At 64.7% G+C, this 13,688-nt stretch carries 14 protein-coding genes and 1 pseudogene; 8 read left to right on the top strand and 7 right to left on the bottom strand.

Going from position 1 to position 13,688, the window contains the following annotated elements; genetic code table 11:
• Positions 1–33: 33 nt before the first annotated feature.
• From MC45_RS01195 to MC45_RS01180, 4 genes are all read left to right on the top strand, one after another.
• Entirely contained in the window at positions 34–771 is a 738-nt protein-coding gene (locus MC45_RS01195; protein ID WP_038658554.1) for an ABC transporter ATP-binding protein, read from the top strand.
• Complete coding sequence (locus MC45_RS01190; RefSeq protein WP_038658551.1) at positions 768–2,207, top strand: ABC transporter permease; 1,440 nt, start codon at positions 768–770, stop codon at positions 2,205–2,207. Before MC45_RS01195 ends, MC45_RS01190 begins: the two co-directional genes overlap by 4 nt.
• Positions 2,204–3,493: a DUF3526 domain-containing protein gene (locus MC45_RS01185; RefSeq protein ID WP_038658548.1), complete on the top strand. Its 1,290-nt coding sequence runs from the start codon at positions 2,204–2,206 to the stop codon at positions 3,491–3,493. Before MC45_RS01190 ends, MC45_RS01185 begins: the two co-directional genes overlap by 4 nt.
• 317 nt (positions 3,494–3,810) lie before the next feature.
• Entirely contained in the window at positions 3,811–4,224 is a 414-nt protein-coding gene (locus tag MC45_RS01180; protein WP_245640803.1) for a VOC family protein, read from the top strand.
• 36 nt (positions 4,225–4,260) lie between these two features.
• On the opposite strand, the gene MC45_RS01175 is transcribed toward MC45_RS01180, so the two are convergent.
• On the bottom strand, positions 4,261–4,869 hold the full coding sequence (locus tag MC45_RS01175) for a DUF1826 domain-containing protein (RefSeq protein WP_245640802.1): 609 nt from the start codon (positions 4,867–4,869) through the stop codon (positions 4,261–4,263).
• Positions 4,866–5,795 carry a GTP-binding protein gene (locus tag MC45_RS01170; protein ID WP_342667002.1) on the bottom strand — a complete coding sequence of 310 codons (930 nt, stop codon included), beginning with the start codon at positions 5,793–5,795 and terminating at the stop codon, positions 4,866–4,868. Before MC45_RS01170 ends, MC45_RS01175 begins: the two co-directional genes overlap by 4 nt.
• A gap of 250 nt (positions 5,796–6,045) precedes the next feature.
• Between MC45_RS01170 and MC45_RS19135 the strand changes: the two genes are divergently transcribed.
• Together MC45_RS19135 and MC45_RS19130 are read left to right on the top strand one after the other, a co-directional pair.
• Positions 6,046–6,285 (top strand): hypothetical protein, encoded by a 240-nt coding sequence (locus tag MC45_RS19135; protein ID WP_156143739.1) that lies wholly within the window; start codon positions 6,046–6,048, stop codon positions 6,283–6,285.
• A 3-nt stretch (positions 6,286–6,288) separates the two neighbouring features.
• Positions 6,289–6,432: a hypothetical protein gene (locus tag MC45_RS19130; RefSeq protein WP_156143738.1), complete on the top strand. Its 144-nt coding sequence runs from the start codon at positions 6,289–6,291 to the stop codon at positions 6,430–6,432.
• A gap of 404 nt (positions 6,433–6,836) precedes the next feature.
• On the opposite strand, the gene MC45_RS01165 is transcribed toward MC45_RS19130, so the two are convergent.
• Positions 6,837–8,072, bottom strand: coding sequence for an alkene reductase (locus MC45_RS01165; RefSeq protein WP_245640800.1), 1,236 nt, complete (start codon positions 8,070–8,072; stop codon positions 6,837–6,839).
• A 230-nt stretch (positions 8,073–8,302) separates the two neighbouring features.
• Here MC45_RS01165 and MC45_RS01160 point away from each other — a divergent pair, with 230 nt between their 5' ends.
• Positions 8,303–9,409, top strand: coding sequence for a helix-turn-helix transcriptional regulator (locus MC45_RS01160; RefSeq protein ID WP_038658542.1), 1,107 nt, complete (start codon positions 8,303–8,305; stop codon positions 9,407–9,409).
• A 345-nt stretch (positions 9,410–9,754) separates the two neighbouring features.
• Here MC45_RS01160 and MC45_RS01145 read toward each other — a convergent pair whose 3' ends face one another.
• Positions 9,755–10,675, bottom strand: a complete 921-nt coding sequence (locus tag MC45_RS01145) for an alpha/beta fold hydrolase (RefSeq protein WP_038658536.1) — start codon at positions 10,673–10,675, stop codon at positions 9,755–9,757.
• A 4-nt stretch (positions 10,676–10,679) separates the two neighbouring features.
• Positions 10,680–10,811, bottom strand: a pseudogene (locus MC45_RS01140) (helix-turn-helix transcriptional regulator); the annotation flags it as partial.
• Positions 10,812–10,972: 161 nt separating this feature from the next.
• Here MC45_RS01140 and MC45_RS01135 point away from each other — a divergent pair.
• On the top strand, positions 10,973–11,476 hold the full coding sequence (locus MC45_RS01135) for a homogentisate 1,2-dioxygenase (protein WP_156143737.1): 504 nt from the start codon (positions 10,973–10,975) through the stop codon (positions 11,474–11,476).
• A 39-nt stretch (positions 11,477–11,515) separates the two neighbouring features.
• On the opposite strand, the gene MC45_RS01130 is transcribed toward MC45_RS01135, so the two are convergent.
• Both MC45_RS01130 and MC45_RS01125 read right to left on the bottom strand, forming a co-directional pair.
• Positions 11,516–12,865: a sensor histidine kinase gene (locus tag MC45_RS01130; RefSeq protein WP_038658533.1), complete on the bottom strand. Its 1,350-nt coding sequence runs from the start codon at positions 12,863–12,865 to the stop codon at positions 11,516–11,518.
• Positions 12,862–13,536 carry a response regulator gene (locus tag MC45_RS01125; RefSeq protein WP_038658530.1) on the bottom strand — a complete coding sequence of 225 codons (675 nt, stop codon included), beginning with the start codon at positions 13,534–13,536 and terminating at the stop codon, positions 12,862–12,864. Before MC45_RS01125 ends, MC45_RS01130 begins: the two co-directional genes overlap by 4 nt.
• Between the last annotated feature and the right edge of the window lie 152 nt (positions 13,537–13,688).

Raw genomic sequence — 13,688 nt, 5'->3', positions numbered from 1 at the left:
GCACTGTATCATGAAGGTTGGCAAGTTAGGGGCATGACTGATCGAGCCGAACCCATCCGCCTCCACGACGTGACATTGTTTTACGGCGATCACCGCGTCCTCGACGGTCTGTCACTCTCCATCAGGAGCGGCAGCGTCACTGCGCTGCTGGGTGGGAACGGCGCAGGAAAGTCCACGACCCTTTCCGTGTTGCTCGGTTTCGCAAAAACAGGCGGCGGCGAGGTTTCGGTGTGCGGGATCGATCCCGCTGTGGACCCGGACGGTGCGCGCCGGCAGATCGCCTATCTGCCCGAGAATGTAGCACTCTACGAGCATCTGAGTGCGGTCGAAAACGCCGACTATCTGCTAGCCCTTTCAGGCGAGCGGCAGGCACGTGCCGCTATCACCGACGCCCTTGCCGCAGCGGGCCTCCAGGAGCGCGCCTGGGACCAGCGGCTAGGTGGTTTCTCCAAGGGTATGCGGCAGAAGGTGGCGATCGCGGTCGCACTCCTTCGGCAGGTGCCGGTTCTGCTGCTCGACGAGCCGACGTCCGGCCTCGACCCTCGCGCCACCGCCGACTTCAACGCGCTGGTCACGGCGGTTCGTGATCGCGGCACGGCGGTGCTGATGGTGACTCACGACCTGCTGTCCGCGGCTGACGTCGCGGATCGGATCGCGTTCCTTGAGGGCGGTCGGGTGGTGGACGACATTGCGGCAAGCGGTCCCGAGCGCTTCGACGTGCGTGCGCTTCACGCGCGCTTCCAGACCGGCACCGCGGCGATTGCGGCATGAGCGCCGCCCGTCTGATCGCCCGCGACGAGCTGCGCCTGATGGCGCGCAACCGGGTTGCGGTCATCGCCCTTATACTGCTGGTGCTGCTGACCTTGGTGGCGGTGCTGAGCAGTTGGTCGCACCAGCGCGGCATTGCCGAGCTTCGCGCCCGTCATGCGGCAGTTGCCGAGCAGGCGTTCGACGCCCAGCCTGACCGCCATCCGCACCGCATGGTGCATTACGGCCATTTTATCTTCCGTCCGCTGGGTGCCCTCGCCGCCTTTGATCCCGGTGTCGACGCCTTCACGGGCAACAGCATGTTCCTGGAGGGGCATCGCCAGAATACCGCCAACTTCGGCGACGTGCGGCAAAGCTCGCTTCTGGTGCGCTTCGGCCAGCTCACCCCCGCCTTCGTGCTGCAAGTGGTCGCGCCACTGCTCTTGATCTTTCTTGGCTATGGTGGGCTCGCACGGGAAACGGAGCGCGGCACGCTCCGCCTGCTTATGTTGCAAGGCGTCTCTCGCGGGCAGGTCGTGCGCGGCAAGCTGCTTGCACTCGGCACGGTGGCCTTGCTGGCCGGCTTGCCGGCGATGATCGGTTTCGTGTTGATCGCGGGACAGCCGGATGCGCTGGCCTTGCCGATGCTGGTCATCGCACTCGGCTATCTTGCATGGCTCACGTTATGGGTCGTCGCGATCCTGCTCGTCTCCGCGGTGGTCCGGCGCAGCCGCGATGCGTTGCTTGCGCTGGTGGCGCTGTGGGCGGTCGCCGTAGTGCTGTTGCCGCGCGTTGCCCCTGATGTCGCGAGCGCGGTCGTGCCGCTCCAGAATCGTCTCCAGACTGACGTGGCAATTGCACGGGACCTGCGAGCGATGGGCGACAGCCATAACCCAGACGACCCGCATTTCGCCGCGTTCAAGGCGCAAGTGCTCGCGCGCTATGGCGTAAGCCGGGTCGAGGACCTGCCGGTGAACTACAAGGGCTTGCTGGGCCTGGAAGGCGAGCGGCTGAGTTCCGATCTGTTCGAACGCTACGCCGGGCAAAGCTACGCCGCGCAAGAAAGTCAGAACGCGCTGGTCGAGGCCGCCGGGATGCTCAGCCCTGCCATCGCAATCCGCTCGCTATCGATGGCGGCTGCCGGCACCGACTTCGCCGGCCATCGTCGTTTTCTCGAGCAGGCGGAGGCGTATCGCTATGCGCTCGTCCAGCGACTGAATCGACTTCAGGCAAATGCGGTCAGCTATGCCGACGACACTGCAAAGGACGCCGGCGCCGACCGCCGCAAGCGGATCGACGCGGGCAACTGGCAGGCCATGCCTGCGTTCGTCTTTGCGGCACCTGACGGCGCCACGCTCGCGAGGGGCGCTGTGCCGGCGCTCCTAATCGTCCTCGGTTGGCTGGCTGTCGCCGCGGCGCTGCTCATGCTCGCTACCCGCCAGCTAGGAGCCCGTCGATGAGCCTGTTCGCCCATGAACTCCGTCTGCTCCTCCGGCAACGGCTGACCGTCATCGCTCTCGTACTGCTCGCAGCACTGACCGTCGCCGCACTTGTCGCGGGAATGGCGGAGGTGGCGCGTCAGCGCGCCGCGATCGCCGCCATTCCCGCCGCGCAGGCCCAGGACATCGGCCCGATCGCCGCCTGGGTGGATAAGGAGAAAGACTCCGGCTCGGCCGCCTATTACAGCTTTCATCCGACCTGGGACGCTCCTTCCCCGCTAGCCTTCGCTGCGCTGGGCATGCGTGATGTGTCTCCGTACATCCTGCGGGTGCGTGCCCTGGGGCTGGAGGCGCAGGTTTACGATGGCGATACCTTCAACCCTGAACTCGCACTGCCCGGCCGGTTCGACTTCGCGTTCGTGCTGGTGTTTCTTGCGCCCCTGTTCGTGATCGCGCTCTTCCACGACCTGGTCTCCGCCGAGCGCGAGGCAGGCCGCGCGCGGATGCTGGAGGCGCTGCCAAACGGCGGGCGAGCGTTGTGGCGTAGGCGTACATGGCTACGTCTCACGCTGCTCTGGGCCGTCCTGGCGGTACCGTTCGTGGCCGCAGCTACTATCGAGGGCGTCGGTTTCGCTATCATCCTGATCGTGTTGCTCTCGATCATCGCCTATTTGCTCTTTTGGACCGGCCTCGCCGCGCTGGTCGGACGGCTGCGCTGGAGTTCGGTCGCAAATGCCGCGACGCTCGCAGCGTCGTGGCTGGTGCTGGTGTTGGTGGTGCCGACCCTTGCCAATGTCGCGATCAACCAGGCCATACCGGTCAATCAGGGTGCGGAGATTGCGTTGGCGCAACGCGAGGCAGTCAACCGGGCCTGGGATATCCCGCGTGACGACACCATGCGGCGCTTTTACGCGCATCATCCCGAATGGGCGGATTCACCCCCGCTCGGACCCGAGTTCCACTACAAATGGTACCTCGCTTTCCACCAGAACGGCGACGAAAGCGTGGCCGGACGCGTGCGCGCGTACCGAGCCGGCCTAGAGGCGCGCGACGCGGCAGGACGCGCGTTCGGGTGGGTGCTGCCGTCAGTCGGGGTGCAGGCGCTGCTGACCCGCCTTGCGCGCACGGACCTCGATGCGCAGCTGGCTTACCAAGACCGCATCCGCGAGTTTCATGGTCGTCTGCGCACCTTCTACTATGGCTATCTCTTCCGCGATCGACCGTTCGGCACCGCAGACTTCGCCCGCGCCCCAAGGTTTATGGATGTCACGCCCGCTGGCGGGAGGCAGCCGTCACCGGTGATGTGAGCCCGCCTCAGCTGTATGAATATGTCCTTATTGGTGTCACAACCGTCCAGTCGTGACACCAACGCGAAAGCGACCGTTTTCTGCGAGGTTCGGTGTTTCAGACTTCGCATTAGATCGTCTGCGCGGGGAATGACCCGGCCATCCGGTGCAGACCTACTATCTGCACCCGGTTCGTGCCCGCCGAGATGAACACGTGCGGGCATCGATCTTGCCATTACGAACCCGTCGGCATGGAAATATCGAAACCGATGGCCGCCCGGGATAGCGCGTCGATCCCGCGCCAATTATGACAGACCGTCCGGGACCAGGACGGGACGATGCTCGCGATGCTGAAGATTACCGCCGTCGATCACATCGTCTTCAACGTTCGCGACATTGAGGTGTCCGCGAACTGGTATGTCCGCATCCTCGGGATGGCCAGGCTCGAGACCCGGTCGGACGCCGGTGAAGACCGCACCAGCGTCGCTTTCGGCCATAACAAAATCAATCTTCGCCCCATCGACGCGACGCAGGACAGTTGGTTCACTGGCAAGCAGCCTTGCGTGGGCAGCCAGGATATCTGCTTTCTGACCGATATGCCCCCGGAACAAGTGGCGGCGCATCTTTCCGAAAACGCGGTGAAGATCGAACTGGGACCGGTCGTCAAGCAAGGCGCCAGAGGCCCTATCCATTCGGTCTATGTGCGAGACCCGGACGGCAATCTGATCGAAATCTCGTCCTACGATGAATAGGTTCGTCACCGAATCGACAAGGCGCGACGACCGACATCAGGCCGACGTCCGCCCGCTAAGCGATAGGCGGGCCGGGCAGCGGATCGATCGCCAGCACGAGACGACGTTCGCCAGTCGCGCTGATTGGCGGCGAGCGGTGGAGAATGGTGGGCGGGTCGAGCAGCAACCGCCCCTGAACACAGCCACCGCGCCGGTCGGCACCTCGCAGACGGCATCGGCGGCATCGGCGCGGCACCACTGGGTGCCGGGCCCGACATAGCTGCACAGCAGCCGCAGCGTAACGAAGTCGGCGTGGAAGCGGCGGCAGGCATCGGTTTCGACGACTTCCAGTCGCAACCGCAACCGATCCTCGCCGATCAGCGCGGCATGGCGCCGCACCAACAGTCCGATATCTTCAGCAAGCAGCGTCGCGACCGGATCGGCATAGCTCGCGTCGGCAAGTGCGCCATCGATCGCCTCTCCGGCGGCAAGGTCGAGCGACACATCATCGACTGTGTCGAAGTCGAGAAATGCCAGCGCGGCGCGCAGCGCGTCCGGCAGCGACCGCCACCAGATGGCCAAAGCGGCATCGGGCCGCGCAATCGCGTCGAGCGAAGAGCGATCATGGCCGAGCACCACGATGTCATCAGGCATGACGAGCGTCATTCTGCCGCCTCCGGCTGGCGCTTGCCCCAGCCCGGGAACGGATCGCGCAAGCCGGACCACAGCGCCGGGGTGAAGGCGGCGGCGGGCACGAGGCAGGCGTCGAGTCGCGTGCGAATCCTTGCCTCGTCCATGCCGATGCCGATGAACACCAGCTCCTGCCGCCGATCGCCCCAGATCATGTCCCAATGCCTGGCGACGAACTCCTCGAACCGGCCATCGTCGGGCCATTGGTGCTTGGGGATCGACGCCCACCAGCGACCCATGCGCGCAGTTTCGGTCTGGCTGCCCGCCACCGCCAGCTCGCCGACCCAGTCGGGGCGCGTCGCCAGCCAGAAATGCCCCTTGGCACGCACGACGTGATCTAGGCCACCATCGGTCAGGAAGGCATGGAACTTCGTCGGATCGAACGGCGCGCGGCTGCGATAGACGAAGCTCTCGATGCCATATTCCTCGGTCTCGGGCTGGTGCTGGACATAGCCGTACAGCTCCTTGGCCCAGAGCGGACGGCGCGCGGCCTTCTCCTCGTCGAAAAGGCCGGTGGCGAGGACGAGATCGAGATCGATGCGGGAATGGTCGGCCGCGACGATCACCGCATCGGCATTGAGGCTGGCGACCAGTTTCTTGACCACCGCCAGCTGCTCGGCCGACACTGACGAGGCCTTGTTGACGATCACCACGTCGGCGAATTCGATCAGCTCGACCAGCAGGCCGACCAGGCTGCGCGTATCGTCCTGGCCCATGCTTTCGCCGCGATCGGCGAGGAAGTCCTGGCTGGAATAATCGGCGAGCAGGTTCACCGCATCGACCACCGTCACCATCGTGTCGAGCCGCGCGACATCGCCCAGCGACACGCCGTCCTCGTCGCGGAACGAGAAGGTGGTGGCGACGGGCAGCGGCTCGGAGATGCCGGTGCTCTCGATCACCACATACCCAATGCGTGGCGTTCAAGCGCTTGTCTACCTGTACCCCCCTATTGTACCCCTAACTGTGCAACGCGCTGACAGACGGGTTGTGTGACGACGTAGAATCAATTGCTCAGCGCGCGGCAAAAGTAGGTCAGGAATCCTGTCTCCCCGACCATCCGCTTACAAGCCTTTGATTCCGCGTCTTAACGACGGCGATCAGGCACCGTTGCACCCCCAATTGTCCCCTCGCTGTACCCCTTGGGGTGGCGGAATGGGCTTTTCGAGCGTGGCGCTGCGCGGCAGTCGCTATTGGTGGCGGAAGAAAATGACGGTCGCGGGCGTGCGGTTAACGCTGGCGTCACCGTTGGGCGCAATGAGCTTCGGAGACGCGCGGGTCATTGCCTTGCGTCTTGGTTCTGCGGCGGAAGCATCGCGCATGGGTTATGGTCAGTCGTCGTCGGGGGTAAACCCCGATCAGCTCAAGAAGGTGTTTAGCGACGCGCTGCGCTGACAGTTGCGGCGTATTCTTGATGATCAGGTCGCCAGCAGCAGCCCCGCCATCGATCATGCCAGCCTCGACTATCGCTATGCCGAGGCGTGGACCTGTCGAAGCGTGGCGTCGATGCGAAATGGTCGCTCGATGATCGCGAGCGCCTGATCGACAACGGCTGGAACAGCCGCGAAGGCCGTCGCCGATACGGTCTTCGACCTTCAAGGTGGTAGCCCCTTCTCCGGGCAGCAGATCGAACGCCGTGTTGCTACCTGCGGGATCGCCCCGACGACCATGGCCGTCGGCCGCGGTGCGGGACTCGCCGGCGCCGCCTTGCGGGTATCGGGGATACGCCGATCGGCAGGTCCTCGGCACGACAGCTTCCCGCCGAGGGTGGTTGCGAGAAGCCAGCGTCAGCGTCTGCCCGGTCGGCGCGAACGCCGTTTTCGCGACCGATCAAGCGTAAACTGCCGCCGCAGCCACGATTTCGCCCTCCAACCTCCAAAATCTCCGCCGACGATCGAGCCTTCGAATGGGCTCGATCCTACAGCGGCTTCAGAAGCTGGGTCGGTTCAGCCGCGATCCCGTTCGCCGCGCATCGTCGGCCAGTCGGAATAGCCGACCGAGCCGCCGCCATACCAATAATCCTTCGGTGCCTCCGCGAGCGGCGCACCGGTGCGCAGGCGATCAACGAGGTCGGGATTGGCAATGAACGGTCGCCCCATGCTGAACAGGTCGGCATCGCCCCGCGCCAGAACCTCCTCGGCCAGCGCAAGCGTGTACTGGTTGTTCGCGATGTACGTCCCGTCGAAGCGCTTGCGCAGCGCGGCGAAATCGACGCCGTCCGCATCACGCGTCTGCTGCGTTACGCCCTCGATGTCGTGGACATAGAGCAGCCCGCGCTGCGACAGCGCATCGACATAGGTGCCGAAGGTTTCCATCACCGTGCTATCGAGCGGCGTCTCGCCGGGCATCGTCGTCGCCGGCGACAGCCGAATGCCGACACGCCCCGCGCCCCACACGCCGATCACCGCGTCAACGACTTCAAGCGGGAAGCGCAGACGGTTCTCGATCGATCCGCCATAGCGGTCTGTGCGCTGGTTGGTGCTGTCGCGGACGAACTGTTCAAGCAGATAGTTGTTCGCCGAATGGACCTCGACCCCGTCGAAGCCAGCCGCCTTCGCGTTGCTGGCGGCGCGGCGGTAGTCCTCGATGATGCCTGGGATCTCGTCGGTCTCGAGCGCGCGCGGCGTGACGTGGTCCTTCATCCCGTCCTTGGTGAACGCTTGGCCGACCGGCTTGATCGCCGACGGCGCAACCGGCAGTTCCCCACCCTGCAAGTCCGGATGGGAGATGCGCCCGGTGTGCCACAGCTGAAGGAAGATCACGCCACCGCTATCATGGACAGCCTGCACGATCGGGCGCCATGCCTCGATTTGCTCATCGTTCCAGATCCCCGGTGTCAGCGCATAGCCGACCGCCTGCGGCGAGACGTTGGTCGCCTCGCTTATGATGATCCCGGCGTCAGCACGCTGCGCGTAATAGTCGGCGGCGAATGCGGGCGGGATCCCGTCGTCGTCGGAACGGCTGCGCGTCAGCGGCGCCATGACGATGCGGTTGCGCAGCGACAAGTCGCCGATCTGGACGGGCTGCAATATGGGCGATGCGGAATGGTCAGGCATGGTCGGTGATGTCCAGCAAGTGGTAGCGGATGAGGAGCGCTGAACGGACAAGCTGCCATTACGGTCCGGAATTCGACCGAAATTACTATTGGCTAACTCCATCACGACACGACGCAGCTGTCGCATCGGCGATCGTCTATCGCCCCCTATGCCACCGTAACCTGCGTTTGGTCGCTCACCGGTGGTTCATGGCCCACCGATCCCCGAAGTTCGTCAGCGCCCGCAGGCGGGACCGACCATGGCCTCTTCGGCGATCTCCGCATGCCGCCGGAACAGACTGGTACCCTGTCAGAGTACTAGAGCGGTACCAGAATGCCAGAGTTGGTACTTCGCCCATAGGCGCTACCATAAGCTGCATGAAGACAGACGAGATAGACGACAACATGCGGGCTGCGATCCGGCGCCTGACGGACGGCGAGCGGGAGTGTTTGAGGCGTTGTCTGGCCCATCAGACAGCTAAGGAAATGGCGATCGATCTCGGTGTCTCTCCTCACGCTGTCGAAAAGCGTCTGAAGATGGCGCGTGCCAAGCTGGGCCTGTCGTCCTCGCTCGAGGCGGCCAGGCTGGTGGCCGCGGACGACGCGTCCAACCGCCTGGTACCCGAGACGTCCGGCCTGTCCCGAGCCACTGCGATCGGGGAGGAGGTTCCCGCCGCCTTCTCTCCCCCGTCGAGCACGCGGGGGGAGCGGCGCAACTCCATCTACATCACTCCGGGAGCGATCCTTATGATCTTAGTCGCGGCAGCCGCCCTTCTCGTCTGGCTTCAAGCGTCTGGCCATGCCGGCCAACAGGTACTTCAGCCCGGTGCCGGCGGTGCGCCGTCTGCAGTATCAACAATCGCAGCGCCGCTACCAGGCACTGAAGATGCGCTCCGGCAGCTTGTCGCCGGTCTCGCGAGTGGCTCACCCAATTACGAGAAACTGTCGCCGGAATTCGCCGCGGTTGTTCGCCGAGATCTTCCCATGACACGCCCCATGTTCCAGGCTCTCGGCGAGCTGAAGTCTGTAACGTTTCGCTCGCGCGGCATGAAGAACGATGACGTCTACAATCTCGTTTTCACCAATGGCGAGGTCTTGATGTCGGCCGCACTCGATGCGGAGGGCAGAATGGCCGGCGGCATATTGCAACCGGGCAACCGCATTCCTTCTTCGACGACGCCATCACCGGGCACCGAGGCTGCGCTAAGACGCCTGGTCGCCGGCTTGGCAAGCGGCTCGCCGGACTACGACAGGCTTGCCCCCAAATTCGGTGATCTGGTGCGCCGAGATATGCCGATGTCACACCCCATGTTCAAATCCATGGGGGAGCTCAAGTCGATTGCCTATCGGGGCAAGGGCAAGATGGGGGATGACGTTTACGATCTTGTATTTGCCAATGGTGGCGTGTTGATGTCCGCGGTTCTCGACGCGAATGGCCGTATGGCCGGAGGATTTATCGCTCCACCTGGCACACCTCTTCCTTAAGCCTACGAAATTACGCAGCGGCAGCTCTCATAGGTCTGACCGCTCACGCATCCGGGGCGAGGTCGCGTCTCATAAATGGGCCTCGACCTCGCTTGTTCGCTCAAGGATCGGATATCATAGGCTGCGAGATGCCCGTCACCGCCCGCGTAGCACATGCGATGACAGCAATAGCGTCGAATATCGATCGAACGCGCCAGAAGCGGGGGCGGTAGTCGGAATACGGGTCCGCGGTCGTCCGCTGCGACACCCACCAGATGTTGCCCGCGGGGTCGCGAACCTCGCCCTGTCGATCGCCGTAGGGCATGTCATCGGAAAGACCATGATCGATCCGTATACGTCGGCAGCCTATCTGGCGTTCGCGAACGCCGTCACCGCCGCCTGAAACGCGGCGGGCTGGTCGAGCATCACGAAGTGCGCAGCGTCGCCAATGTCGATGAAGGTCACCTGTGGCGCATCGGCATAAGCGCCCTTGTACATAGCTTCGGCCAATGGCTTGGTCTGCCCGCCGGCGCCCCAGGGAAAGACCATCGTGATCGGCGCCGTAATGTCCTTCATGACGGGACGAAGGTCGGTGGTCAGATCCTCGTACATCGCCTGTCCAGACACACGTGGGTCGGCGGCCTTGGCCCAGGCAGCAACCTTGGCGCGCGATTCCGGCTTGGCGGCGAGCCGGTCGGCGATCGCGGCCGCCGCCGCCTCGTTCACAGGCTTACCGTAGCTCGCGACCTGCGCGTCGCGCATGGCGCGCGCCTGCGGCTCGATCAGCGTGGTGGTCGCGGCGGGGGAGTAGAGCGTGCCGATGAACGGCAGCGAATCGACGATCATCAGCTTACCCGCGTCGGTCGGATGCGCTTTGGCCAGCATCAGCGCGGCGAGCCCGCCCATCGAGTGCCCGACCACTGCGGCGCCGGCGATCTTCTCCTTGGCGATGAAGGCGTGGAGGTCGGCGACGATTCCGTCGAGCACCCCCGGTGTCAGGTTCGCGCCCGGCGCGTCGCCACCGAAGCCGTTGACTTGGACGACGAAGACGCGGTGGCTCTTCGCGAGCCCCGGCACGACGCCGTCCCAGACGGCGCGTGGGGAGGACAGGCCCGGGATCAGGATCACCGGGCTGCCCCTGCCGGTCGCGACGATGGAGATGTGGTCCATCCGGACCTCGGACGATCGAGCGGGTGTAGCGGGCGAGGCATGGCTTGGCGATGGCTGGAGGACGACGCCGAGCGTGAAGGCGACGGCGGCAAGGCGAAGGCCGAATATGCGGTTCATGGATCTACTCCTTCGACGGGCTGATGAAGATGGTTTCGATGGGAAGCGCGAAGAGTTCGGCGATGCGGAAGGCGAGCGGGAGCGAGGGGTCGTAGCGCCCGGTCTCGATTGCGTTGACGCTCTGCCGACTGACCTCAGGCATTACGAAGCTCCTTCGAATCGATGTGAAGGACGCTTTACATGGCAAGCATGCTTTACGTCAAGCGTGCTTGACGAACCTTGCGAACGAAGAGACCGTATCTGGTCAGATATTAAGCTCGCTCGTATGCATCGCCATCGCCCAACGGAGAAGACGCCATGCCGCTCGCTCTCGCCCTCCTGCTCGCCACACCACAGTCGATGGCCATGCCGATGCAGACCACACCCTGTACCGGGGGTCCCACAGCGTTGCCGGCAGGTATGGGAGGATGGGCGCAAGCGCAGCCAGCAAAAGCGGCCGCACGTGGCGAGGCAGCACCGGCGCTGACGCTCGGCACTGGTATAACCGCGACGCTGCTGCCGATGTCGAAAATTACTTTTGCCATTCGTCCGGGGAAGCCCGGTGGCTCGACTAGTAACGGCGGGATCTTTGCGTTCGTGGTGCCGACCGCCGGTCGCTACCGCATAGCCCTCGGGGCCGCTGCCTGGATCGACGTTCTGCGCGGGACCACGCCGGCCACATCGGTTGCCCATGGCCATGGCCCTGCCTGCTCGACAGTTCGCAAGATGGTCGACTTCGATCTGCAACCAGGACGGTATCTGTTGCAGGTTGCTGGGAGTGATACGGCGTCGTTGCGGCTGATGGTGTCGCGCCTTTTCTAAGCGTTGTCACAATGTCGCGAAGCGGCCTGGGCGCACGTATCACGCCTGTTTCTTGAACTGGATCGTGAATCGTGTCTGCCCTGGCTGCGAGTCCAGAACGACCCTCCCGCCGTGGATTTCCGCGACGCGCTGCACGATTGCCAATCCGAGCCCAGCGCCCACCGCCGTGCTGCGATCACGTCGCCAAAATCGCCGAAAGACTTCATCCTGTTCGGCCTGCGGAATACCGGGACCGTCGTCGGTGACGGAGAGGCTGGTGGGACCAAGACGGACATCGATCCGCGTACCCGCAGGCGTATGCTTGACCGCATTTTCGAGCAGCGCCCCCAGGGCGCGGGCGATGAATTGCGGCTGCGCGAGGATGACGACCGGCTCGTCGGCATCGTGCAACGCGATCGACTTGCCGCCGCGAAAGACCAAAGGTGCAATTCCGGCGATGCTCTCCCGTGCGAGTTGCGACAGGTCCACCCTTTCCAGCGGCAGTGTATCGAACGAGTCCATCTCGGCGATATCGAGCAGATAGCCGACGGTCCGTGTCAGCGAGTCGAGATCGCCGATCAATGCATCGCGCAGCGCCGCATCGGCGATTTCACCGGCGCGGACGCGCGCGACGGTGATCGGCGTGCGCAGCTCATGCGCCGCGTCGGCGGTAAAATCGCGCTGCATCCGCAGGCTGTCGGTCAGACGGTCGAGCGCAACGTTGACCGCCTCGGCGAGCGGGCGGACCTCGAGCGGGAGGCGCGGATCGGTCAGCCGCACGTCGAGCCGCGTCGGCGCGATGGTGCGAACCAGTGCCGAGGCGCGGCGTACCGGGCGCAGTGCCTGCCGCACGATCAGCGCGTCGATTGCGAGCAGGATCAGCAGCAGCGGCAGCACGATCAGCACGCCATAGAACAGGAACTGTCGCACGATATCATCGACGATATTGGCGGGATGGTCGAGATTTTGCGTCGCTACCAGCCACATCGACCGCCCCCTCACGACGACCGGTACGCTCAACCCCGAATAGACGCTGTGACGCGAGCGACGGGAGAAATAGGCGGCCTCCGCCTTGCGCGGTATGTGGCGGAACATGATCGGCGGCGCGGGGGACGAGGCCAGCAGCGCGCGGCCGCTACGATCGACCACGACATAGCCCATCCCCGCCGCCGTGCCGGGCGCGATCGCATCGCGCGGTATCGCGATGCCCGGCCTGCCGGTGCCGTCGATAACGAGCGCGCGCTGCACCGCCAGCGCCTGCGAGCGCAACGTCTGCCGTTCGAGATGGTCCGCGGTGGCTTCGAGAAACAGGTAGACGCCGAGCGATACGGCGAGTGCGGTGACGATCACCGCCACCCCGTGCCATAACAGGATGCGCGACAGCAGCGAGCGGGGGCCGACGATCCTCACGCCGATGCGACCAGCATATAGCCAACTCCGCGGACCGTGACGATCTGCGCGCTCGCCGCCGCCTCGGCCAATCGGCGGCGCAGGCGGTGGACATACACCTCAAGCGCGTTCGAGCCGAGTTCGTCGCCCATGCCGAACAATTGCGCTTCGAGCTGGCTCTTGGCGACGACGCGGTCGTGGCGGTGAATGAGCGCTTCCAGCACGCTGAGCTCGCGCGCCGACAGCACCGTCACGACGCCGGCGATGCGGACGTCGCGTGATGCCGGGTCGAAAACGATATTGCCGCAGACGATCTCGCGATGCGCGACCATCCCGCTCCGCCGCAGCAGCGCCTGGACGCGTGCGACCAGTTCCTCCGGCGCGAACGGCTTGACGAGATAGTCGTCGCCCCCGGCATCGAAGCCGGACACGCGATCGGCGACGCTGCCGCGCGCGGTCAGCAGGAGGACCGGGGTCGGATCGTCGCGCATCCGCATCGCCCGCGCCACCTCGCGCCCGTCGCGATCGGGCAGACCGATGTCGAGGATGACCGCTGCATAATGACCGACATCGAGCATCAGCATGCCGTCCTCCGCGGTGCCGGCATGATCGAGTGCGAGCCCCGCGCCCTCGAACACGCGGCGCAGCATCCGTACCAGATCGGCACTGTCTTCGATGATCAACAAGCGCATCGTTGCTCCGGCTAGCCCAGTTGCCCCGCCCTGTCTTCGTCGGCGCGACGTAAGGTTCACGTAATCCAGTGGATCTAGCCGATCTCCAGCACCCGCGCCGCCATCGCTGCGGCGACGACCGATCCCTCGCTCTCGAAATGGAGTTTTCGACA

This window comes from Sphingomonas taxi, assembly GCF_000764535.1.
In the GTDB taxonomy this organism is placed as follows: domain Bacteria; phylum Pseudomonadota; class Alphaproteobacteria; order Sphingomonadales; family Sphingomonadaceae; genus Sphingomonas; species Sphingomonas taxi.
Note: the sequence above shows the minus strand (reverse complement) of the source record. Positions and strands in the feature narration are given on the sequence as shown.

Bases quoted from the DNA above. Each gene is read 5' to 3' on its own strand.
- MC45_RS01185 (WP_038658548.1), top strand. From the start codon at position 2,204: ATGAGCCTGTTCGCCCATGAACTCCGTCTGCTCCTCCGGCAACGGCTG.
- MC45_RS01180 (WP_245640803.1), top strand. From the start codon at position 3,811: ATGCTCGCGATGCTGAAGATTACCGCCGTCGATCACATCGTCTTCAAC.
- MC45_RS01175 (WP_245640802.1), bottom strand. From the start codon at position 4,869: ATGACGCTCGTCATGCCTGATGACATCGTGGTGCTCGGCCATGATCGC.
- MC45_RS01190 (WP_038658551.1), top strand. From the start codon at position 768: ATGAGCGCCGCCCGTCTGATCGCCCGCGACGAGCTGCGCCTGATGGCG.
- MC45_RS19135 (WP_156143739.1), top strand. From the start codon at position 6,046: ATGGGCTTTTCGAGCGTGGCGCTGCGCGGCAGTCGCTATTGGTGGCGG.
- MC45_RS01195 (WP_038658554.1), top strand. From the start codon at position 34: ATGACTGATCGAGCCGAACCCATCCGCCTCCACGACGTGACATTGTTT.
- MC45_RS01125 (WP_038658530.1), bottom strand. From the start codon at position 13,536: ATGCGCTTGTTGATCATCGAAGACAGTGCCGATCTGGTACGGATGCTG.
- MC45_RS01145 (WP_038658536.1), bottom strand. From the start codon at position 10,675: ATGAACCGCATATTCGGCCTTCGCCTTGCCGCCGTCGCCTTCACGCTC.
- MC45_RS01160 (WP_038658542.1), top strand. From the start codon at position 8,303: ATGAAGACAGACGAGATAGACGACAACATGCGGGCTGCGATCCGGCGC.
- MC45_RS01165 (WP_245640800.1), bottom strand. From the start codon at position 8,072: ATGCGACAGCTGCGTCGTGTCGTGATGGAGTTAGCCAATAGTAATTTC.
- MC45_RS01135 (WP_156143737.1), top strand. From the start codon at position 10,973: ATGCCGCTCGCTCTCGCCCTCCTGCTCGCCACACCACAGTCGATGGCC.